This is a genomic window from Streptomyces sp. NRRL S-31 (assembly GCF_000718775.1).
Taxonomy (GTDB): Bacteria; Actinomycetota; Actinomycetes; order Streptomycetales; family Streptomycetaceae; genus Streptomyces.
Genome location: NZ_JOCB01000042.1, coordinates 39,512 through 62,821 on the forward strand (window position 1 = coordinate 39,512; position 23,310 = coordinate 62,821).

Consider the following 23,310-nt stretch of genomic DNA (forward strand, 5'->3'; position numbering starts at 1 on the left):
GACGCCCCACCCCGGCGGCGCCGTCCGAGTGCCGCCCCGATTCGCGTCGTCCCCCTTGACGCCAATGGTCCGTACCTCTAGCTTCACGCCTTAAACAAAGCCGCACGGATCGCTCTCCGCCCGCCGTTCCCGAGGCCGGGCGGCCGGCACCCCGCGCGACACCCCCAGGCGTCCCCACGCGATACACCCCCCACGCGACACCCCCACGCGACACCCCCACCCGAAAGGCCACCGCCTCCATGGCCAGACCCCTCCCGGCGGCGGGCTCGCTCGCCGCGCTGTCCCTCGCCGCCGCGCTGCTGTCGGCGGCCCCCGCCCCGGCCGCCCCGGCCGCCCCGGCCGCCCCGGTCGGGACCGCCGCCCTGCCCGCCGGTCTCTCGACTGTCATGAACGCGGCAAGCGGTAGATGTCTCGACGCCAAGGCGGCCGCCACCGCCAACGGCACCGTCGTGCAGCAGTACACGTGCAACACCTCCGGCGCGCAGCGGTGGAGCTTCACCGCCACCGGCGACGGATACGTCCGGATCGGCAACGCCAACGACACCGGCCAGGTCGTGGACGTCGCCGACGTCTCCACCGCCGACAACGCGCGGGTCCACCTGTGGAGCTACGGCGGCGGCGCCAACCAGCAGTGGCTGCCGGTCGACGAGGGCGGCGGCGCGTACCACTTCGTCAACCGCAACAGCGGCAAGTGCCTGGACGACCCGGGCGCCGCCACCGCCGACGGCACCCAGTTCGTCCAGTACACCTGCAACGGCTCCGCCGCCCAGCGCTTCCAGGTGGTCGCGGCGGACCAGTCCGCGGCCGCCCCCGACCTCGGTCCGAACGTCGTCGTCTTCGACCCGTCCATGTCCGCCGCGACGATCCAGACCAGGCTGAACGGCATCTTCCAGCAGCAGGAGCGGAACCAGTTCGGCTCCCAGCGCTACGCCGTGCTGTTCAAGCCCGGCGCCTACAGCGCGGACGTCAACGTCGGCTTCTACACCCAGGTGCTCGGCCTCGGACTGTCACCCGACGCGGTGACGGTCAACGGGGCGGTGCACGCGGAGGCCGACTGGTTCCAGGGCAACGCCACCCAGAACTTCTGGCGCGGCGCCGAGAACCTGTCGGTGAACCCCGCCGGCGGCGGCGACCGCTGGGCGGTCTCGCAGGCGGCCGCGTACCGCCGGATGCACCTGAGGGGCAACCTCGCCCTGGACGACGGCGGCTGGTCCTCCGGCGGCTACCTCGCCGACAGCAAGGTCGACGGCCGGGTCGACTCCGGCTCCCAGCAGCAGTGGCTGACCCGCAACTCGCAGCTCGGCGGCTGGACCGGCGCCAACTGGAACATGGTCTTCGTCGGCAGCCAGGGCGTCCCGGCCACCAGCTTCCCGAAGCCGCCGTACACCACCGTCGCGCAGAGCCCGGTCTCCCGGGAGAAGCCGTTCCTGTACGTCGACGGCTCCGGGAACTACCAGGTCTTCGTGCCGTCCGTGCGCACGAACTCCACGGCCACCAGCTGGGCGGGCGGCCCCTCGGGCGGCTCGCTCTCCCTGGACACCTTCTACGTCGCGAAGCCGGGCGCGACCGCGTCCCAGCTGAACGCCGCCCTGGCCGCCGGCAAGAACCTGCTGGTCACCCCGGGCGTGTACCACCTCGACCAGACCCTGCGGGTGACCCGCCCGGACACGGTGGTCCTCGGCCTCGGCCTCGCCACGCTCGTCCCGGACAACGGCGTCACCGCGATGACCGTCGCCGACGTCGACGGCGTCAAGATCGCCGGTCTGCTCTTCGACGCCGGGACCACCGGCTCCAGGACCCTGGTCGAGGTCGGGCCCGCCGGTTCCAGCGCCTCCCACGCGGCCGACCCGACCTCCCTGCACGACGTGTACTTCCGGGTCGGCGGCGCGGGCGTCGGCAAGGCCGCCACCGGCCTCGTCGTCAACAGCGGCGACGTCATCGGCGACCACATGTGGATCTGGCGCGCGGACCACGGCAGCGGCGTCGGCTGGACCAGCAACACCGCCGACACCGGACTGGTCGTCAACGGCGCCGACGTGACCATGTACGGGCTGTTCGTGGAGCACTTCCAGAAGTACCAGACCGTGTGGAACGGCGAACGGGGCCGCACCTACTTCTTCCAGAACGAGATGCCGTACGACCCGCCGAACCAGGCCGCCTGGATGAACGGCTCCACCCGGGGCTACGCCGCCTACAAGGTCGCCGACACGGTCACCGCCCACCAGGCGTACGGCCTCGGCAGCTACTGCTACTTCAACGCCGACCCGGGCGTCGTCGCCCAGCGCGCCATCGAGGCGCCGGACCGCCCGGGCGTCCGCTTCACCAGCATGGTGACCGTCTCCCTCGGCGGCACCGGCACCATCAGCCACGTGATCAACAACACCGGAGGACCCTCGAACTCCGGCAGCAACGTCGCCGACCTCACCAGCTACCCGTGATCGGCGGGATGGCCTACCGGAGGTGTGAGCCGGGCACGACCGGGATACGCGGTCTGAGCGGCACCACACCGTCCCTCCGGAAGGTCATCCCGGCCATGACCAGCGCACCCCAGCCCGGCCACGACTCCGAGGTCACCCTCCGGGTCAACGGCAAACCCCACACCCTGCGCGTCGACCACCGGCGCGTCCTGCTCGACCTGCTCCGTGAGGACCTGGACCTCACCGGGTCCAAGAAGGGCTGCGACCACGGCCAGTGCGGTGCCTGCACCGTGCTGGTCGACGGCCGCCGCCTGAACAGCTGCCTCCTGCTCGCGGTCGCCCTCGACGGCAGCGACGTCACCACCGTCGAGGGCCTCGGGGCGGACGGCGAGGCACCGCACCCGCTCCAGCGGGCCTTCCTGGACCGCGACGCCTTCCAGTGCGGCTACTGCACCCCGGGCCAGCTCTGCTCCGCCCTCGGCATGCTCGCCGAGGCGGCGGCCGGCCACCCGTCCCACGTCACCGACCCGGCGGCCCCCTCCGGCCGGCCCGTCCCGCTGGACCGCTGCGAGATCCGCGAGCGGATGAGCGGCAACCTGTGCCGCTGCGGGGCCTACCCGCGCATCGTCGAGGCGATCGAGGACGTGATCGAGTGAACGGCTTCGGCTATCTCAGGCCCGCCGGTGTCCAGGAGGCCGTCGAGGCGTACGCGGCCCACCCCGGCGCCCGCTACCTCGCCGGCGGCACCAACCTGGTCGACCTGCTGAAACTCGGCGTGGAGCGGCCGACCCTCCTCATCGACGTCGGCCGGCTGCCGCTGGACACCGTCGAGGAGCTGCCCGACGGCTCCCTGCGCGTCGGCGCCACCGTGCGCAACAGCGACCTGGCCGCCGACCCGCGGGTCCGCGAACGCTGGCCGGCCCTGTCCCAGGCCCTCCTCGCCGGCGCCTCCGCCCAGCTGCGCAACGCCGCCACCACCGGCGGCAACCTGCTCCAGCGCACCCGCTGCCCCTACTTCCAGGACCTGGACAAGCCCTGCAACAAGCGGGAGCCGGGCAGCGGCTGCGGCGCCCGGGACGGCGTCCACCGCGACCACGCGGTCCTCGGCCACTCCGCGCAGTGCATCGCCACCCACCCCTCCGACATGGCCGTCGCCCTCGCCGCCCTGGACGCCCAGGTCGAGCTGTACGGCACCGAGGGCCGCCGTCGCCTCGCGGCGGCCGACCTGCACCGGCTGCCCGGCGAGCACCCCGAGCGGGACACCTGGATCCGCCCCGGCGAACTGATCACCGGCGTGCTGCTGCCGGCCGCCACCGCCGGAGTGCCGTCCGCCTACCGCAAGGCCCGCGACCGGGCGTCGTACGCCTTCGCCCTCGCCTCCGTCGCCGTCGCGCTGCGGGTCGTGGACGGGGTGGTCGACCAGGTCGGCGTCGCCTTCGGCGGGCTCGCCCACCGGCCCTGGCGGGCCCGGCACACCGAACTGGCCCTGCTGGGCGCCCCCGCCACGCCCGCCGCCTTCGAGGGGGCCGTGGCGCTGGAGCTCGCACACGCCGAACCGCTGCGGGACAACGCCTACAAGGTGCCCCTGGCCCGCAACCTCGCCCTGGACGTCCTGGGCCGCCTCGCCCCGGCACCCGCACCGGCCTGAGCCGTCACCGTCACAGGAGGACCCCCATGACCGGCACCGCCCTGGGCGCCCCCGCCGAGCGCCGGGAAGGACACCAGAAGGTCACCGGCGCCGCCCGCTACGCCGCCGAGTACGCCCCGCCCGGCCGCGCCCACGCCTGGCCCGTGCCCGCCCCGGTCGCCCGCGGCCGGGTCACCGCCGTCGACACCTCGGACGCCCTCGCCCTGCCCGGCGTGCTCGCCGTCCTCACCCCCGGCGACGCGGCCGGGCTCGCCGAACCCGAGGACGGCACGCTCGCCGTGCTCCGCGGCCCGGACGTGCCGCACCGGGGCTGGTGCGTGGCCCTCGCCGTCGCCGAGACCCCGGAGACCGCCCGCGCCGCCGCCCGGGCCGTCCGGGTCACCTGCGCCACCGCGCCGCACGACGTCGGACCGGTCGAGGGCCACCCGGCCGGATACGAGCCCCAGGAGGCCGGCGGCCAGCCCGGACGCCTCGTGCACGGCGAGCCCGAGGCCGCCTTCGCCGCCGCCGGGATGCGCCTCGACGTCACCTACCGGGTGCCCCCGCTGCACAACCACCCCATGGAGCCGCACGCCACCACGGCCCACTGGGACGGCGACCGGCTCACCGTGTACACCTCCACCCAGGGCGGCACGGCCGTGCGGTCCGCCCTCGCCCGGATGTTCCGGCTCCCCGAGGAGCGGATCACCGTCGTCGGCGAACACGTCGGCGGCGGCTTCGGCTCCAAGGGCACCCCGCGCCCCGACGTCGTCCTCGCCGCGCTCGCCGCCCGGCACACCGGACGGCCCGTCACCCTCGCCTACCCCCGCCGGCACCTGCCCACCGTCGTCGGCCACCGCGCCCCCACCGTGCAGCGGCTGCGGCTCGGCGCGCACCCGGACGGCCGGCTCACCGCCCTGCTGCACGAGGTGACCACGCACACCTCCCGGGTCAAGGAGTTCGTGGAGTACGCCGCCGTGGTCTCCCGGGTCCTGTACGCCACCGAGAACCTGCTCAGCACCCACCGCGTGGTGCCACTGGACGTGCCCACCCCGTCCTGGATGCGGGCGCCCGGCGAGGCACCCGGCATGTACGCCCTGGAGTCCGCCGTGGACGAACTCGCCGACGCGCTCGGCCTGGACCCGGTGGAACTGCGCGTCCGCAACGAACCGGGGCGCGAGCCGGGCAGCGGCAAACCGTTCAGCAGCCGCGGCCTGGTGGCGTGCCTGCGCGAGGGCGCCCGCCGCTTCGGCTGGGCCGGCCGCGACCCGCGCCCCGGCGTCCGCCGCGAGGGCCCGCTGCTGATCGGCACCGGCGTCGCCGCCGCCACCTACCCGGCCCAGGCCGCGCCGTGCGCCGCCACCGCCGAGGCCCTCCCCGACGGCACCTTCACCGTCCGGGTCAACGCCACCGACATCGGCACCGGCGCCCGTACCGTCCTCGCGCAGATCGCCGCCGACGCCCTCGGCGTGCCGCTGGACCGGGTGCGCGCCGAGGTCGGCAACAGCGATCTGCCGCCCGCCCCGGTGGCCGGCGGCTCCTCCGGCACCGCCTCCTGGGGCTGGGCCGTGCACCGGGCCTGCGCCCGGCTCGCCGAGCACCCCGAGGCGGGGCCGGTGGTCCGCGCGGACACGACCGGCGAGGCCGACGCCGACAGCCCCTACGCGCGGCACGCGTTCGGCGCCCACTTCGCCGAGGTCGCCGTCGACACCGTCACCGGCGAGATCCGCGTCCGCCGGCTCCTCGGCGTGTACGCCGCCGGCCGCATCCTCAACGCCCGTACCGCACGCTCCCAGTTCACCGGCGCCATGGTCATGGGCCTCGGCATGGCCCTCACCGAACACAGCACCCTGGAGCCGGCATTCGGCGACTTCACCGAGGCCGACCTCGCCTCCTACCACGTGCCCGTGCAGGCCGACGTACCCGACATCGAGGCCGACTGGATCGACGAGGACGACCCCCACCTCAACCCCATGGGCAGCAAGGGCATCGGCGAGATCGGCATCGTCGGCACCGCCGCGGCCCTCGGCAACGCCGTCCACCACGCCACCGGCATCCGCTTCCGCGAACTCCCCCTCACCCCCGACCGGATCCTCGCCGGCCTGCTGTCCGAGGGGTGACGGTGACCGGGCCCACCTGGGAGTACGACGGCTACCGGCCCGCCGAGGAACGCCTGCGGGAGTCCCTGTGCACCCTCGGCAACGGCTACTTCGCCACCCGCGGGGCGCTGCCCGAGTGCACCGCGGACGACGTGCACTACCCCGGCACCTACGCGGCCGGCTGCTACAACCGGCTCGCCTCCGAGGTCGCCGGGCGCCGGGTCGAGAACGAGGACATCGTCAACCTGCCCAACTGGCTGCCCCTGCGCTTCCGGCCCGCCGACGGCGACTGGCTCACCCCGGACACCGCCACCGTCACCGAGCACCACCAGATCCTCCACCTCGACCCCGGTCTGCTGGAACGCCGTACCCGCTACGCGCTCGGCGACGGCACCCTCCTCGTCCGGCAACTGCGCCTGGTCCACCTCGACGACCCCCACCTCGCCGCGCTGCGCACCGAGTTCACCGCCGCCGGAGCACCGGTCGAGCTGGACGTGGAAGCCGCCCTCGACGGCGGCGTCACCAACTCCGGCGTGGCCCGCTACCGGGAACTGGACGGCCGGCACCTCACCCACGTCCACGTCGGCACCTCCGCGCCCGGCACGGTCTGGCTGCGCTGCCGTACCCGCACCTCCGACATCCGCTTCGGACTGGCCGGCCGGCTGACCGCGGAGGTACCGGTGCGACACGCCAACGAGGTGCACCGCGCCGTCCAGCGGCTGCGACTGCGGCTGCCGCCCGGCCGGACCGTCACCGTGGACAAGACCGTCGCCCTGCACACCTCCCGCGACCCGGCCATCAGCGACCCGCTGCGCGCGGCCGTCGACCGGGTCGCCGCCGCGCCCGCCTTCGACGAACTGGTGGACGCGCACCGCGCCGCCTGGCAGCAGCTGTGGCGGCGCACCGCGCTCGACGTGCCCGGCGAGGCGGGCAGCATCCTCCGGCTGCACCTCTTCCACGTCCTCCAGACCCTCTCGCCGCACACCGCCGACCTGGACGTCGGCGTCCCCGCCCGCGGACTGCACGGCGAGGCGTACCGCGGACACGTCTTCTGGGACGAACTCTTCGTCCTGCCCTACCTCAACCTGCACCTCCCCGAGGTCTCCCGGGCCCTGCTCCGCTACCGCCACCGCCGGCTGGACGCCGCCTGCCACGCGGCCCGCGAACTCGGCCGACGCGGCGCCCTCTACCCCTGGCAGAGCGGCAGCGACGGCCGCGAGGAGACCCAGCAACTGCACCTCAACCCGCGCTCCGGCCACTGGCTGCCGGACCACTCCCGGCTCCAGCACCACGTCGGCTCGGCCGTCGCGTACAACGTCTGGCAGTACTGCGAGGCGACCGGCGACACCGAGTTCCGGCACGGCGAGGGCGCCGAGATGCTCCTGGAGATCGCCCGCTACTGGGCCGACTCGGCCACCTGGGACGACCACCTCGGCCGGTACCGGATCCGGGGCGTGATGGGCCCGGACGAGTACCACGACGCCTACCCCGACGCGGCCCGGCCCGGCCTGGACGACAACGCCTACACCAACGTCACCGCCGCCTGGACGCTCACCCGCGCCCTGGAGCTGCTGGCCGGCCTGCCCGAGCCGCGCCGCCGCGAACTCGCCGAGCGCACCGGCCTCGCCGAGGACGAGCCCGCCCGCTGGGAGGAGGTCTCCCGCGGGCTGCACATCCCCTTCCACGACGGGGTGATCAGCCAGTTCGACGGCTACGGCGACCTCGCCGAACTGGACTGGGACGGCTACCGCAGGCGCTACGACGACATCCGGCGCCTGGACCGCATCCTGGAGGCGGAGGGCGACACCGTCAACCGCTACAAGGCGTCCAAGCAGGCCGACGTCCTGATGCTCGGCTACCTCTTCGCCCCCCTCGAACTGCGCTCCCTGTTCCAGCGGCTGGGCCACCCGCTGGACGAGCACGTCTGGTCCGCGACCGTCGACCACTACCTGCACCGCACCAGCCACGGCTCCACCCTGAGCGGCCTGGTGCACGGCTGGGTCCTGACCCGCGCCCGCCGCGCCGCCGCCTGGAGCTTCGTCCAGGAGGCCCTGCGCGGCGACATCGCCGACCTCCAGGGCGGCACCACCGGCGAGGGCATCCACCTCGGCGCGATGGCCGGCACCCTCGACCTCGTCCAGCGCGGACTGACCGGCCTGGAGACCCGCGACGGCGCCCTGCGCCTGGACCCGGTCCCGCTGCCCGAGCTGTCCTCCTACGGCTTCGACATCCGCTACCACGGCCACTGGGGCGTCCGGCTGCGGCTGCGCAGCGCCCTGCTGGAGATCGCCGTACCGGACTCCGACGGCTCGCCCATCGACATCCGGCTGCGGGACCGGGCGGTGCCCGTCGGCCCGGGGGAGACGGCCCGGCTGGTGCTGCCGGACTGAGCCACGGGCGCGTCCGGCTCGACATTCCCGGACATGCCAGTAGATTTCCAGCCACCGTTCCGAGAGGTCACCGGCAGACGGGGGCAGAGGATGAGCCAGCACGCCCGGGGCGCGGTGACGCCCGGGATCGCGCGCCCGCACGCGGCACCCGGGCTCGCCGGGCCCGGCCGGCCCGGACCGGTGACCAACCACACCGGCGTCCTGCCCGACCTCGGCCCGGCCGCGCCCGCGTCGCCGGCGGCCGGCGCGCGGCGGGGGCCCGACCGGCTGCGGCACGCCGTCGACGCGGGCGAGGACCCGCTGCCGCCGTGCGCGCCGCCCTAGGTCCTGTCGTCAAACTCCCGCCGTCCGCCCGAGGCAGGCGGGAGTTTGACGACAGGACCTAGCCGCCCGGCCGCCGGGCCGGCCACGAGGCACCGCTCTACGCCTGAGACCGCCGGCCCCGCCGCCGCGCCCGGCGAACCCGCGCCAAGGAAGGACGCACCCGCCGATGACCGACCTCACGACGACCTCCCGGACCGGTATCCGTGGCTTCCGCACGGGCGACGGACCACAAGTGGTGGAGGCGTGGCGCCGCGCCGCGCCGGCCGACTGCCTCACCCCCGACCGCTTCCGCTCGCTGGTGCTGCTCGACGCCAACTTCGATCCCGACGGACTGAGGGTCGCCGTCGACGGCGACCGGGTCGTCGGCGCCGCCTACGCGGTGCGCCGGCTGACCCCGATGGCCGGCACCGACCTGGAGCCGGAACAGGGCTGGATCCCGTTCTTCTTCGTCGACCCCGGCGCCCGCGGGCGCGGCCTCGGCCGCCGGCTGCTCACCGACGCCCTCGACTGGCTGCACGGCCACGGCCGCACCCGGGTGGACTTCGCCTCGTACACCCCCCACTACGTCCTGCCGGGCCTGGACGCCGAGGCGTACCCGCAGGCCGCCGCGCTCCTGGCCTCCCTGGGCTTCCGCACCCTGTACGAGGCCGCCGCGATGGACCGCGGCCTCGTCGGCTACCGCGTCCCGGACGAGGTCGCGCACCTCCGGGACACGCTCACGGCCCGGGGCCACCGCTTCACCACCCCGTCCGACGACGACCTGGTGGAGCTGGTCGCGCTCGCCGGCTGCCACTTCCACCCGGACTGGGCGCGCGCGATCCGGGAGTGCCTGGCCGCCGGCACCCCCCTCGACCGGATCGTCACCGCCCGCGACCCCTCCGGCCGGCTGGCCGGCTGGGCGATGCACGGCGCGTACGAGGCGGCCGTCGAGCGGTTCGGCCCGTTCGGCGTGCTGGAGGAGGCGCGCGGCACCGGGCTCGGCAAGGTGCTGCTCCACCTGGTCCTGGAGCGGATGCGGGCCCGCGGCGCGCACTGCGCGTGGTTCCTGTGGACCGGCGAGCGGTCCCCGGCCGGCCACCTGTACCGCGCGGCCGGGTTCCGCACCACCCGGGTCTTCCGCGTCCTGCGCCGGGAGACCGCCCGGTGACCCCGGCCCACCGCGACCGGACCGGCGCACCGTACGGCCGCCCGAGCCGCCGCCTCGTGCTCGCGCTGTCCTCCGCACTGCTCACCGCCGGCTGCGCCGCGCCCCACCGGGGCACCGGACGCCCCGGGGACCCGATCGTCCTCACCCTGCTCTCCCACTACGCCAGCGGCACGCTCCGCGAGGCCCTCCAGGCACCGGTCGACGAGTGGAACGCCACGCACGACCGGGTCAAGGTGCGCACGGAGGCCGTCGACTTCGCGGACCTGCTGACCACGTACATGGTCCGGCAGGCCGCGGGCCGGGGCGCCGACATCCTCCACCCGTACTGCCTGTGGAGCGGCCAGCTCGTCCGGGCCGGCGTCCTGCGGCCCGCGCCGCCCGGACACGCCGAGGACATCCGGCGCGGCTACGGCCCGGCCGCGGTCGCCGCCGCCTCGGTGGGCGGCACCGTCTACGGCTATCCCACCGAGGCCCAGACGTACGCCCTCTACTACAACGAGCGGCTGCTGCGCGCGGCCGGCGTCGACGGACCGCCGCACACCTGGCCGGAGCTGGAGGAGGCGGCACGGCGCACCACCCGGCGGGACCGGTACGGCAACACGCTGGTCCAGGGGTTCGGCCTGTCCGCCTACGACGACTCCACCACCGTCGGCCAGACACTCGCCCTGCTCAACGCCGCCGGCGGACGGTTCGTCACCGTGGACGGCACGGGAACCGGCACCGGCACCGCCATCGACTCGGCGGCCGGACGGGCCGTGTTCGCGCTGGAACACCGCCTGGTCGCGGGCGGCGCGAGCGACCCCGGCGTCAACGTCTACCAGGCGTTCCCCTCCGGGCGGGTCGCCATGGTGATCGGCGCGGGCTGGTGGACCGGCAGCCTCAAGCCCCTGATGGGCCGCGACTACCGCGACGTCCGCGTGGCCCCCGTGCCCGTCCCCCGGGCGGGCGACCGCCGCGCCACCCTCTCCACCGGCTTCATGCTGGGCGTCAACACGGCCAGCCGGCACCCGGGCGCGGCCTGGGACTTCCTGCGCTGGCTCAACACCCGCAAGACGGGCCCGAAGGGCCGGACGGCGACCCGGATGAGCACCCTCCAGGTGTCGGCCGGCTCCCTGACCGCCCGCGCCGACGACATGCGCGCCCTCCTCGGCGCGGGCAGCGACCCGAACCTGCGCCCGTTCCTGGACGCGCTGGCGTACGCGGTGCCGGAACCGAACGTCCCGGGCGCACAGCGGGCCAAGGAGCTGCTGCGCAAGAACATCGAGGCGCTGTGGACCGGCCAGCAGTCGGTCGACGAGGCGCTGCGCACCACCCGCCGGCAGGTCGACCAGGAGGTGGCGCGGTCATGGTGAGCACCCTGGCGCCGGAGACGGCCGAGCGGACGGACGGCCCGCGGCCCACCGCGCCCGCCGCCCGGGCCCGAAGCCGCGCCCGGCACCGGCAGACGGTCGTCGCCTACCTCTTCCTCGCCCCGGCGCTGCTGTTCTTCGCCGTCTTCCTCCTGCTGCCGCTCGGCTTCGCGCTGCTGCTGTCGACGTCCCGCTGGACCGGCTTCGACCTCGGTGACATCCAGCCGGTCGGCCTGGACAACTTCACCGCGCTCTTCGCCACCGGATCGACGTTCCTGGTGCCGGTGCTCACCAACACCCTGCTGTTCGCCGTGGGCACCGTGGTCCTCGCGCTCGCCGGCGCCCTGCTCGTCGCCACCTGCGTCGAGCGGCTGCGCTTCCCGGGGCTGTGGCGCACCCTGTACTTCCTGCCGATCGTCACCACCGTCGTCGCCGTCGGCAACGTATGGAAGTACATGTACGAGCCGGGCGGACTGGTCAACGGCGTCCTCAACGCCCTCGGACTCGGCTCGGTGGCGTTCCTCCAGGACCCGGACACCGCGCTGCCCTCGGTCGTGGTGGTCCAGGCGTGGGCCTCGCTCGGCTCGGCGATCCTCGTCCTGACCGCCGGGCTGAAGGCCCTCCCCGAGTCGTACTACGAGGCCGCCGAGCTGGACGGCGCCGGGCCCGGCACCGTCTTCCTCCGGATCACCCTCCCGCTGCTGCGGCCGGCCCTGCTGTTCGTGTGCGTCACCCAGTTCCTCACCGGCCTCCAGTCGTTCGCGCTGATCACCGTGATGACCCGGGGCGGGCCCGGCGACGCGACGAACGTGGCCGGACTGGAGATGTACCGGCGGGCCTTCGGCCACGGCGACTGGGGGACGGCGAGCGCCGCCGCCTTCGTGCTGTTCACGGACGTCCTCCTGGTCACCCTGGCACAGCTGTGGGTCTTCCGGCGCAAGGGGGAGGACGCGTGAGGCGCCGCGGCCGTCCGCCCTGGCCGTCGTACCTGGTGGTGGCGGTCGGCGCCGTGCTCACGGTGGTGCCGTTCCTCGACATGGTGATGACGTCCTTCAAGGGCCCCGGCGAGTTCGGCACGCTGCCGTACCGGTTCCTGCCCGAGGCGTTCGACCCGGCCAACTACCGGGCGGCGATCCACCAGCTCGACCTGCCGGTGCTCTTCCGCAACAGCGTCGTCGCCACCACCCTGATCACCGGCTCCGTGCTGCTCACCTCGTCACTGGCCGGCTACGCCCTCGCCAAACTCCGCTTCCCCGGCCGCGACCTCGTCTTCCGCCTGGTGCTGTCGACGATGATGTTCCCGCCGTTCCTCTTCCTGATCCCGCACTTCCTGATCCTGGTGCACTGGCCGCTGGCCGGCGGCAACGACCTGACCGGGCGCGGCGGCGCGGGCCTGACCGCCAGCGTCGTGGCGCTCGCCCTGCCGTTCCTCGTCAGCGGCTTCGGGATCTTCCTGACCCGCCAGTTCCTGGTCTCCCTCCCGGACGAGGTGCTGGAGGCCGCGCGCATCGACGGGGCCGGCGAGTTCGCCGTGTGGTGGCGGATCGTGCTGCCGCAGACCAAGCCGGTGCTGCTCACCCTCGGGCTGCTGACCTTCGTCGACGCCTGGAACGAGTACATCTGGGCGCTGCTCGTCTCGACCGCCGACCCGGACGTGATGACCCTGCCGGTCGGCATCCAGCTCCTCCAGGACCACGTCGACCCGGCCCGCACGACGCCCGTGGTCATGGCCGGTCTCGTCCTGAGCGTGCTGCCCGTGCTGGTCCTCTTCCTGCTGATGCAGAAGCACTACGTCCGCGGCGTCATGCTCAGCGGCCTCAAGTAGCCGGGCACCGCGCACGACACGAGCGGGTCACGGGCGGGACACACCACGGCCCGCGATCTCGACGGCGGCGTCCGCCGGGACCACCATGGGGGAGCGGCTAGGTCATGTCGGCAAACTCCCGCCGTCCGCCGCGAGGCAGGCGGGCGTTCGACGACAGGTCCTAGCACGGAAGGAGCCGCCGGACATGGGGGTGACCGACGTGCCCTTGCGCGTCCTGGCCGTGGACGACGAGCAGCCCGCGCTGGACGAGCTGCTGTACCTGCTGGGGGAGGACCCGCGGGTCGGCACGGCCGTGCCCGCGCTGGAGGCCACCGAGGCGCTGCACCGGCTGCGCCGGGCCGACGCGCGGGACCCGGACGGCACGGAGGGGTTCGACGTCGTCTTCCTGGACATCGACATGCCGGGCCTCAGCGGGCTCGAACTGGCCCGGCTGCTCGGCGGGTTCCCGGCCCCACCGCTGATCGTCTTCGTCACCGCGTACGAGGACTTCGCCGTGCGCGCCTTCGACCTCAAGGCGGTGGACTACCTGCTCAAGCCGCTCCGCAAGGAGCGGTTCGCCGAGGCCGTACGGCGGGTCGCCGAGCTGGTCCGGGCCGGGCAGGGGCCCCGCCCGGCCGCGCCCCGGGAGCCCGCGCCCGCGCTGTCCGCCGTCGGCGACCAGGTCCCCGTCGAGCTGGGCGGGGTGACCCGGTTCGTGCCGCTGGCCGACATCACCCATGTCGAGGCACAGGGCGACTACGCGCGGCTGCACACCGGCCGGGGCAGCCATCTGGTGCGGACACCGCTGTCCGCGCTGGAGGAGCAGTGGCGCGCGCACGGCTTCGTACGCATCCACCGCAGCCGGCTCGTCGCCCTCGGCCGGATCGAGGAACTCCGCGTGGAGGGCGGCAACCTGACCGTGCGGATCGGTGACACGACGCTGGCCGTGAGCCGCCGCAACGCCCGCGAACTACGGGACCTGCTGACCGGTCGCGCGGCGGGCCGCACCCGCTGAACCTCCGTGTCCGTCAGGCGAGTCGGTGCCGTGTTAGGTTGCGCGGCATGGACGCTGGTCACCTCTCACGGACCGGGACGGAGGGCCCCGCCGGTCCGCCGCTCCCCGCGCGGCACGGCTCCTTCTCGGTCGACCTCGACTTCACGGTGCCCCGGGCCGAGGTCTTCCGCGGGTTCGCCGACCCGTCCCTGCGCGGCCGCTGGTTCCGGCTCCCCGGCGCGTCCGCCACCGCCGAGCACGCGCTGGACTTCCGGACCGGCGGCGGCGAGCGCGCCCGCAACGTCTTCGTCTCCGGCGACACCGAGGAGCGCCTCGCCTACCGCTCCCGGTTCCTGGACATCGTCCCGGACTCCCGGATCGTGTACGTCTACGAGGCCGAGGTGGACGGCACCCGCCGCTGGATCTCCCTCGTCACCGTCGAACTGGCCGACGAGCCCGCCGGTTCCCGTCTGACCTGGACCGAGCAGTACACCTGGCTGGTGCCCACGGGAGACGGCGCCGACGACGCCGCCCACCTGCGCGGCGGCACCCGCCTCCTGCTCAACGGCCTGACCACGGTGGTGAACCCGAACCGCCACCGAGACCCGGCACGGCCCTAGCCAGTACGACGGCTCGCCCGGCACCTCGCCGGCCGGACGACCCCGCGCGGCGGACACCGGCCGGAGGGTAGGGAAGTATGCCCACGCCGGACTTCTCGTGTTCTCCCGGACCGGTCCGCCACCGGTCGCAGGTGCAATTTCCCCGCGGAGGAACGCACGGCGAGCGTCGGCTCTGCCTCGCCACCGCCGGCCGCCGGGCCGCACGCCACGCACGGGGCCCGGCGGGAACATCGGACGCAGGAGCCCGTTCCGCGGCCCGCGCCCGCACGGCACCCGCGCGGCGGGACCCGTTCCGTCCGACATGCCCACGGGTCGTCGACCGCGCGCTTTACGTGTTCGCTACCGCCACGATCCACGAGGACACGCGAAAGGGCGACGGAAACGACCGGAAACCGATTCTCTTACCAGGGGTTGACATGAGCCACTACGCGATCGAGCCTTTGGCAACGTTGTCATGCATACCGCGGCAGGCCCGACGAGGTCCGGACCGCACTGCTTTTTGATGGGACGTCAAGCTCATGACAGATCAGTCGGGTCCGTCGCGCCATCCGTCGCGACGGGCCATCGTCACCACGGGTACCACCCTGCTGGCCGGATTCGGCCTCGGCTCCGCGCTTCCCGCGGCGACCGCCGTCGCAGCGCCCGACGGCACGCCGGCGGGCTCCGCCGCCACCCCCGGTGAGCTGGCGCTCCACCGGCCTGTCGCGGTCTCTTCGACGGCCTACGCCGCCACCCCCGGCTCCTTCGTGGTCGACCGTCTCTCCTCCCCCGGCGTCCGGGGCAGCGGCTGGCGTGCCGAGGACGGCGATCCGCAGTGGATATCCGTGGACCTCCAGGCGCCCTGTGACGTCACGCGGGTCCGCCTCACCTTCGAGGCCGACGCCTCCGACCCGGTGTACACGCCGCCCACCACCGGCAACGTGCACAGCGGCACCACCGGTGACGAGATCCAGTCGAGCTTCTCGCTGGTCTTCGTGGTCGAGACGTCCGTGGACGGCGCGTCCTGGACCACGGTGTACAGCACCACGGCCGGAACCGGTGGCGTCGTGGACATCCAGCTCCCCCGCCCGGAGTCCGCGCGCTGGGTGCGCATGACCTCGCGCAAGCGCTCCAGCGCCCTGCCCCTCGGCCTCAACGGCTTCGAGGTGTACGGCACCGCTGCGGGCCACCGTCCCGGGGCCACCGGTTGGACCGACTGGGGCACCCGGCACGACGAGGCACCGGCGCTCACGGTCGCCGACGACGGGACCGTGCCCGTGGAGTCGGGCTGGCGGCTGACCATGGACGACTGGGCCGGCGCGGACGGCGCCGGACTGTCGACGGCGTCCGTGGACACCAGCGGCTGGCTGCCCGCGACCGTTCCCGGCACGGTGCTGGCCTCGCTCGTGGAGCAGGGCAAGCTGCCCGATCCGGTGGCGGGTCTGAACAATCTGCACATACCGGAGGCGCTGTCGCGCCACTCCTGGTGGTACAAGCGGGACTTCGCGCTGCCGCGAGGTCTGCGCACCGGCGCCGGCCGGCACGTCTGGCTGGAGTTCGACGGCGTCAACCACAAGGCCGATGTGTGGCTCAACGGCAAGCGGGTCGGTGATCTGACGTACGCGTTCGCCCGTGCCGCCTTCGACGTCACCCGGCAGCTCACCGGCAGCGGCGAGAACGCCCTCGCGGTGCAGATCACTCCGATGCCGGTCCCCGGCAGCCCCGGTGACAAGGGTCCGTCGGGCGAGTCCTGGGTGGACGCCGGCGCGGACAGGATGAACCGCAACTCCCCGACGTACCTGGCGTCGTCGGGCTGGGACTGGATGCCGGCCGTACGCGACCGCGCCGCGGGCATCTGGAACCACGTGCGGCTGAGGTCGACCGGTCACGTCGTCATCGGGGACCCCCGCGTGACCACAGTGCTGCCCGCGCTCCCGGACGTGTCGGTGGCCGAGTTGACCATCGTGGTGCCGGTGCGCAACGCGGACACCGCCGACCACGAGGCGACGGTCACGGCCGCCTTCGACGGGGTGCGGGTGTCGAGGACCGTCACCGTGAAGGCGGGCGAGAGCCTGGACGTCGTCTTCGCACCGGACGCCTTCGGCCAGTTGAGGCTGCGCGACGCCCGACTGTGGTGGCCGAACGGCCTGGGCGAGGCCCACCTGTACGACCTGACCCTCACCGCCTCGGCGGGCGGCCAGGAGAGCGACCGGCGCACCACCCGGTTCGGCATCCGTCAGTTCGGCTACGAGTACGACGTTCCGCTCGCGTTCGGCGCGTCCGGCGACGCCTGCACGCAGACCGTGAGCTTCGACCGGCAGCAGGCCCGGTTCGTCCGCATCCGCTGCCTGACGCGGGCGACCTCCTGGGGCAGCTCCCTGTGGGCCCTGTCCGTCGGGGACAGCACCCGGCCGGGCACCGACCTCGCGCTGCACGCCCGCGCCGAGGCGTCGAGCACCGATCAGGACGGCAACGGCGCGGCCAACGCCACCGACGGTGACGCCGGCACCCGCTGGTCGTCCGCCTACGAGGACGACCAGTGGATCAGCGTCGACCTCGGCGCCGTCCAGTCCTTCGACCGGGTCGACCTCACCTGGGAGCAGGCGTACGCGAAGACCTTCGTGGTCCAGGTCTCCTCGAACGGCTCGGACTGGACCGACGTGAAGTCGGTGGACAACGGAGCGGTGCCGTTGCCGTTCAACAACGGCAACGCCAGCCTCCGGATCGAGGACATCGACCGGCGGACCGCGCGCTTCGTCCGGCTCGGTTGCGGTCTGCGCCACACCAGTTGGGGCAATTCGCTGTGGTCGTTCTCCGTCGTCGACCGCAGTGACCCCGGCATCGACCTCGCGCTGCACCGGCAGGCCACCGCCTCCACGGAGGAGTCCGACCACCCGGCGTCGAACGCCACCGACGGTAACCCGGACACCCGCTGGTCGTCCGCCTACGAGGACCACCAGTGGATCCAGGTGGACCTCGGCTCCTCGCGGACGTTCGACCGCGTCGCCGTCGTCTGGGAGACCGCGTACCCGAAGACGTACACCATCCAGGTGTCCGACGACGGCGACCACTGGACCGACGTGAAGTCGGTTTCCAACATGCCGGACCCGCTGAAGATCAGCGTCAACGGCGTGCGCGTGCTGGCGCGCGGCGGCAACTGGGGCTGGGACGAACTGCTGCGCCGGATGCCGGCGGAGCGCATGGACGCGGCGGTGCGGATGCACCGGGACATGAACTTCACCATGATCCGGAACTGGGTCGGCAGCAGCGACCGGGAGGAATTCTTCGCCGCCTGCGACCGGCACGGCATCCTGGTGTGGAACGACTTCCCCAACGCGTGGGGCATGGACCCGCCGGACCACGACGCCTTCAACGCGATCGCCCGGGACACGGTACTGCGGTACCGCATCCACCCGTCCGTGGTGGTCTGGTGCGGAGCGAACGAGGGCAATCCCCCGGCCGCCATCGACAAGGGGATGCGCGAGGCGGTGGAGCAGCAGGCGCCCGGCGTGCTCTACCAGAACAACTCGGCGGGCGGCATCATCACGGGCGGCGGCCCCTACGGCTGGGTGGAGCCGGAGAAGTACTTCGACCCGATGACGTACGGCAGCCGTGACTTCGGCTTCCACACCGAGATCGGCATGCCCGTCGTCTCCACCGCGGCGAGCACCCGCAGCATGACGGGCGACGAGCCGGAGTGGCCGATCCGGGGTGCGTGGTACTACCACGACTGGAGCGAGCGCGGGAACCAGGCGCCGCAGAACTACAAGGCCGCCGTGGAGGCCCGCCTGGGCGAGTGCGGCGACCTGGACGACTTCGCACGCAAGGCGCAGTTCGTCAACTACGAGAACACGCGGGCCATGTTCGAGGCGTGGAACGCCAACCTGTGGGACAACGCCTCCGGTCTGATGCTGTGGATGTCCCACCCGGCCTGGCACAGCACGGTCTGGCAGACGTACGACTACGACTTCGACGTCAACGGCACCTACTATGGCGCGCGTTCGGCCTGCGAGCCGCTGCACGTGCAGGCCGATCCGGTGAAGTGGCGGGTCATCGCGGTGAACCACACGTCGGCGGACCTGCGGGGCGCCACCGTCACCGCCCGGTTGTACGACCTGTCCGGCCGGCAGCTCGGTGGGAGCAGGACGGCCCGGGTGGACGTGGAACGGGCGGCCACTGCCGAGGCGTTCACCGCCGCGTGGACGGACGGCCTGCCGGACCTGCACCTGCTGCGGCTGACACTGGAGGACTCGCACGGCGGGGAGCTGTCGCGGAACACCTACTGGCGCTACCGCGAGGCCGCCGCGCTGCGCGGGCTGAACAAGGCGAAGCAGGTGAAGCTCACGGGTGCGATCACCCGGTGGTCGCGTTCCGGCGACCGTCAGGAGCTGACGGCGGTGATCCGCAACCAGGGGTCGGTGGTGGCCGCCATGGTCCGGCTGTCGCTGCTGGAGGACGCGCACGGCCGACGGGTGCTGCCGACGCTGTACAGCGACAACTATCTGTGGCTGCTGCCCGGCGAGTCCCGGACCGTCCGGCTGTCCTGGCCGAAGGGGGCCTGTTCGACACGGCACCCGGTGCTGACGGCGGAGGCGTACAACAGCCCGGTCACGACGCTGCGCGGCTGAGCGGCCCGGCACCGGGCAGGCCGCCGGGAGGGGGGAGCGCCGCGGTGCCGGGGTCCACCGCGAGGGGGCTCCGGCGCCTGGCCGGCTCGCAGGCGGCCGGCTCGTCTCCTCGGCCGTCGTGCCGACCCGTGCCCAGGACGGCGGTGCATGCGGGACGCAGACGGGGTCCTCCCGTGCACGGCACGGGCCGGACGGGGGAAGAGGCCGACGACGGTACGGCAGGCCGGCGGGTCGAGGGCCACGGGGTCCGCGCGTCCGTGAGCGCACGATGCCCTCCGGGCGGGGCCGGGCCGCGCCGGCAGTCGCCCCGCGATGCACCGCAGGACGTGCTGACCGGTCAGGGCGTCGCAGGGGCGGACGAGGCGGGGCCGGGGGCGTGCGTGCCGTGGCGGGGGCCGTGGCCGGGGGGCGGGGTGAGGGCGGAGCGGTAGCCGCCGACCCCGTCCTCACCTTCGGCGAGCGGTGTCTCCAAGGTCAGGCCGGCTTCGGCCATGCGGTCGTACGCGGCGAGGACCAGCCGCTTGGTGCGGTACTCGCCGAACGCGGCGATCTCGTTGTTCCGCAGGCCGCCCGACTCCGTCCGGAACGACTCCAGGACGTACTCGGTGTCCTCGCGCGAGACCCCGTAGAGGTGGAAGAAGTACGCGTCCAGTTCGGCGCGCAGCCCCGCGCGGCGCTCCTCGTCCCACCGGAACGGCGCGCCCCCGTCGCCCAGGTCGCGGGCGAGCGGTGCCATGTCGTGGGCGGTGTGGACGAGTTCCAGCACCCGGGGGAGGAGGAAGAGCACATGGCGTGCGAGGGCGTCGGGCGTCGGCACGGGGAGCTGCTTCCAGATGAAGAGCCCCATGCTGGTGCCGCCGATCTTCTGGCGGCTGACGAAGTCGAACACCAGTGAGGACTGGGCGGCGATCAGCGCCGCCACCAGTGCGGGCGCCACCCGGGGCATCATCAGCGGGAACTTGTGCCCGACGGCCGTACGCGGGAGGAAGGCCGGGATCGCGGTGCGCTCGTTGGTCGAGGCGGTGACGTCGCACCAGCCGCAGAGCCAGTCGTGGTCCCACCTCTCCTCGGCGAGGCGCAGCTCGACCCCCTTGACCTGGACGTCCTTGTCGTTGCGCCGCGTGGCGACCGTCCCGTCCCGCTGGATCCAGTTCAGCGGCAGGGCCAGCCGCGCGGGGTCCTGCCGCTCCTCGGTGGTCAGGTACCGCGGCTGGTTCTGGCGGGCGACGGCGGTCGGGCTCTTCACCACGTCGGCGGCACGGTGGTTGAAGAAGTCCACCATTTTCGCCTCGTACAGCGGCAGCATCCGCTCCCCGTCCCGCTCGAAGACGTTGCCGCGCAGCTCCCAGCCCTCGGCCTCGAGCTGCTCGCGGCCCCGGAAGAGATCGGAGTCGTCGGTCATGTCGAACAGGCGCTTGAAGGCCATGCCCCACGGGTTGCCGTCCCGGCGGCCCTCGTTCCACAGCACCGGCAGCCGCCGGTACACGCCCGCGGTGATGTCCGCGTCGCGCTGCGTCCGGAAGACGGGCAGGGTGCCCGTGTTCGGGTTGATCCGGGCCAGGTCCTCCGGGTCCAGGGCGAACACCCGGTGCGGGTCCTCCAGGTCCGTGACGTCGGTCAGGAAGAAGCCGACCCGGCTGGCGTCCGCGCGCGCGGCCCGGCCGGTGAGGGAGAGCAGGCAGAACTTGTAGCTGGGGTGCACGCTCTCGAACCACCTGCCGCCCCTGGGCAGCGCGGGCGACTTCGGACGGCGGTTCTCGAAGTCGTACAGCGAGGCCAGCGCACCCCGCCGGGTGAAGTCACCGAAGAGGTACTGCGATCCGGCACCCGTGGCGATCGCCGTCGGCAGGATCAGACCGAACCGCCCCCCGGGCGCGGTCACGTTGGCCATCCGCTCGGCGAACAGGGTGTCCGTCTGGAGGGAGTTGACTCCCTTGACCGTCAGCCCCTTCGCGCACAGCGGGAACACCCCCGAGTCCCCCGCGAAGTGGAACGTGCCCTTGACCGCGCGCCGTGCGTCCCGGTAGCGCGTGCCGGCCTCCGGGTTCTCCCGCTCCCACGCGGTGATGCGGGTACGGCGGGCCGTGCCGGAGATCTCCGCGATCTCGGGGGCGACCACGCTGAAGTACTTCTTGTCCTCGAAGTCGACCTTGTCCCACGGCGGATTGCCCACCACGCAGGAGAAGCCCCCGGCCCACCCCGTCGCGGGGTCGACCCCCGCCGCGTCCGCCGACACGTCCTCCGGGACCGTGAAGATCTCGGGGAACTCCAGGTGCCAGTGGAAGAAGGCGTACTGGTCGCGCAGGCGCGCGATCTCCTCGTGCGTCGAGCGCGGGGCCGCGTCGCCCTCGGGGTCCTCGAACCCGCGGAACACCTTGTGCGTGACAGCCGGCGGCGCGTCCGCGCGCTTGACCCAGACGAAGGCCGCGCACCAGGCGTCCGCCAGGTGCAGGGCCCGCCGGTACTCGGCCGACGCCGACCAGTCGCGGTAAGCGGCCTCCTTGCGGCGGACCTCGGCGAGGCTGCCGTCCGGGGACGCGGTGATCCGGCGCAGTCCACCGGCGAAGGCGGCGTTGGCCACCTTCGTCTCCGTCTCGATCTCGAACAGGCCGCCCTGGCCCTCGCGTTCGTGGGCGTTGCGGCCGAGCAGCTGCCGGGCCCACCCCTCGTCGTCGCCCTCGGCCTTCTTGAACGCCCGGTCCGGGATGCCGTCCCGCATCAGGGCCGGGGTCGCCCCGATCAGGCCGTTGCCGTGCTTGACGTGCGCGTCGAGGAAGCTGAGGGGCCTGCCCGGCTCCATCGCCTCCAGCCACAGCGACACCTTGGCCAGCTCCACCGCCATGGGGTTGAGGTCCACGCCGTACACGCAGCGCGCGACGACCTCGTGCAGGGCGTGGCGTACGGCCTCGGCGGTGGGTTCGGGGTTGCGTTCGCGGACGGCGGCGACGCGCTTGGCGATGCGGCGGGCCGCCGCCACGAGGAAGTGGCCCGACCCGCAGGCGGGGTCGCAGACGGTGAGGGAGAGCAGTTCCTCGACGATGGTGCCGGCGGGGTCGGGGCGGCCCTCGGCGTTCGCGCGCCGTTCGCCGCGCTTGACGGCGTCGTCTGTCACCGGGTCGAGCGTGGAGTCGAGCAGGGCCTCGGTGAGCGCGGCTGGGGTGTAGTAACTTCCGGTCTTCTTGCGGTCGTTGCCGATGCGGTCGACCAGCTCGAAGGTACGGTCGGCCACGCTGTGCTTCGGGACCAGCTCCAGCAGTGCCTCGTAGACCGAGCCGAGTTCCTCGGCGCCCATGCGCAGGTAGTCGACGGGCCGCCAGCGGGCGGAGCCGGTGTCGCGGACCCGGGCGAGGTGCTTGACGGCTTCGAACAGGTGGCGGTTGGCGAGGCGGGCGCCGCGCAGGGGCTCGTCGGCGGGGGTGTCGTTGAAGAGGCCGCCGAGTCCCTTCAGGCCCAGCTCGGGGCGGCCTTCCTCGGAGCCCAGCGCCTCGATCAGCAGTTCCAGGGCCCGGTAGCGGTCGTCGTGGGCGGTGCCCAGGCGGCGCAGGGCGTGGCGGCGCAGACGGGCCGTGGAGAAGTAGCGCGTGAAGCGCTCGCGGGTCCGCTCGTCCGTCCCGGGGTCGAGCAGGGCGCCCCGGTCCTCGGCGACGAAGAGGAAGATCATGCGGTAGACGAGCCGGAGCAGCGCCGTCTGGAAGGCGTGCACGTCCAGGCGGTCCCGGAGCCTGTGGTTCTGCGGGTGGCTGAGGAACCCGGTACCGAGGACGGTGAGGGCGGCCTGGACGCCGTCGCGGAAGTGGTCCAGTGCCCGGCTGCCGGACTCGATGGCGATCGTCCGCCACTTCTCCAGCCAGCATCCGGAGGCCGCCGTTCCTTCCGGTACTTCGAAGCGGGAGGCGTGGAGTACGCAGTACAGGAGTACGAACTCGCTGAAG

Annotated in this window: 14 protein-coding genes; 13 read left to right on the top strand and 1 reads right to left on the bottom strand. The window is 73.5% G+C overall.

Going from position 1 to position 23,310, the window contains the following annotated elements; translation table 11 throughout:
* Positions 1–239 precede the first annotated feature (239 nt).
* From IF37_RS0118230 to IF37_RS0118290, 13 genes are all read left to right on the top strand, one after another.
* Entirely contained in the window at positions 240–2,438 is a 2,199-nt protein-coding gene (locus tag IF37_RS0118230; RefSeq protein WP_030743463.1) for an RICIN domain-containing protein, read from the top strand.
* Positions 2,439–2,533: 95 nt separating this feature from the next.
* Positions 2,534–3,073, top strand: a complete 540-nt coding sequence (locus tag IF37_RS0118235; protein WP_030743465.1) for a 2Fe-2S iron-sulfur cluster-binding protein — start codon at positions 2,534–2,536, stop codon at positions 3,071–3,073.
* Positions 3,070–4,065, top strand: a complete 996-nt coding sequence (locus IF37_RS0118240; RefSeq protein WP_030743467.1) for a xanthine dehydrogenase family protein subunit M — start codon at positions 3,070–3,072, stop codon at positions 4,063–4,065. The genes IF37_RS0118235 and IF37_RS0118240 overlap by 4 nt, the downstream gene beginning before the upstream one ends.
* Before the next feature lie 26 nt (positions 4,066–4,091).
* A complete protein-coding gene (locus IF37_RS0118245; protein ID WP_030743470.1) occupies positions 4,092–6,164 on the top strand; it encodes a xanthine dehydrogenase family protein molybdopterin-binding subunit in 2,073 nt (690 codons plus the stop codon).
* Between the two features lie 2 nt (positions 6,165–6,166).
* The gene (locus IF37_RS0118250; protein ID WP_173456898.1) at positions 6,167–8,533 is read left to right on the top strand and encodes a glycoside hydrolase family 65 protein; all 2,367 of its coding nucleotides are present in this window, start codon (positions 6,167–6,169) and stop codon (positions 8,531–8,533) included.
* A gap of 90 nt (positions 8,534–8,623) precedes the next feature.
* Positions 8,624–8,857 (top strand): hypothetical protein, encoded by a 234-nt coding sequence (locus IF37_RS0118255; protein WP_030743474.1) that lies wholly within the window; start codon positions 8,624–8,626, stop codon positions 8,855–8,857.
* 166 nt (positions 8,858–9,023) lie between these two features.
* Positions 9,024–10,004, top strand: a complete 981-nt coding sequence (locus tag IF37_RS0118260; protein WP_052845236.1) for an N-acetyltransferase — start codon at positions 9,024–9,026, stop codon at positions 10,002–10,004.
* Positions 10,001–11,356 carry an extracellular solute-binding protein gene (locus IF37_RS0118265; RefSeq protein ID WP_253915799.1) on the top strand — a complete coding sequence of 452 codons (1,356 nt, stop codon included), beginning with the start codon at positions 10,001–10,003 and terminating at the stop codon, positions 11,354–11,356. Before IF37_RS0118260 ends, IF37_RS0118265 begins: the two co-directional genes overlap by 4 nt.
* On the top strand, positions 11,350–12,309 hold the full coding sequence (locus tag IF37_RS0118270; protein ID WP_030743480.1) for a carbohydrate ABC transporter permease: 960 nt from the start codon (positions 11,350–11,352) through the stop codon (positions 12,307–12,309). The genes IF37_RS0118265 and IF37_RS0118270 overlap by 7 nt, the downstream gene beginning before the upstream one ends.
* Positions 12,306–13,178 carry a carbohydrate ABC transporter permease gene (locus tag IF37_RS0118275; RefSeq protein WP_030743483.1) on the top strand — a complete coding sequence of 291 codons (873 nt, stop codon included), beginning with the start codon at positions 12,306–12,308 and terminating at the stop codon, positions 13,176–13,178. The genes IF37_RS0118270 and IF37_RS0118275 overlap by 4 nt, the downstream gene beginning before the upstream one ends.
* Before the next feature lie 184 nt (positions 13,179–13,362).
* Complete coding sequence (locus IF37_RS0118280; RefSeq protein ID WP_030743485.1) at positions 13,363–14,172, top strand: LytTR family DNA-binding domain-containing protein; 810 nt, start codon at positions 13,363–13,365, stop codon at positions 14,170–14,172.
* Positions 14,173–14,219: 47 nt separating this feature from the next.
* On the top strand, positions 14,220–14,771 hold the full coding sequence (locus IF37_RS0118285; protein WP_052845237.1) for an SRPBCC domain-containing protein: 552 nt from the start codon (positions 14,220–14,222) through the stop codon (positions 14,769–14,771).
* Positions 14,772–15,289: 518 nt separating this feature from the next.
* Entirely contained in the window at positions 15,290–19,378 is a 4,089-nt protein-coding gene (locus tag IF37_RS0118290; RefSeq protein WP_030743489.1) for a discoidin domain-containing protein, read from the top strand.
* A gap of 337 nt (positions 19,379–19,715) precedes the next feature.
* Here the strand turns inward: IF37_RS0118290 and IF37_RS0118295 are convergent.
* Positions 19,716–23,310, bottom strand: a 3,595-nt coding sequence (locus tag IF37_RS0118295; protein ID WP_037856716.1) for a DNA methyltransferase, incomplete at its 5' end; no start/stop codon positions are given.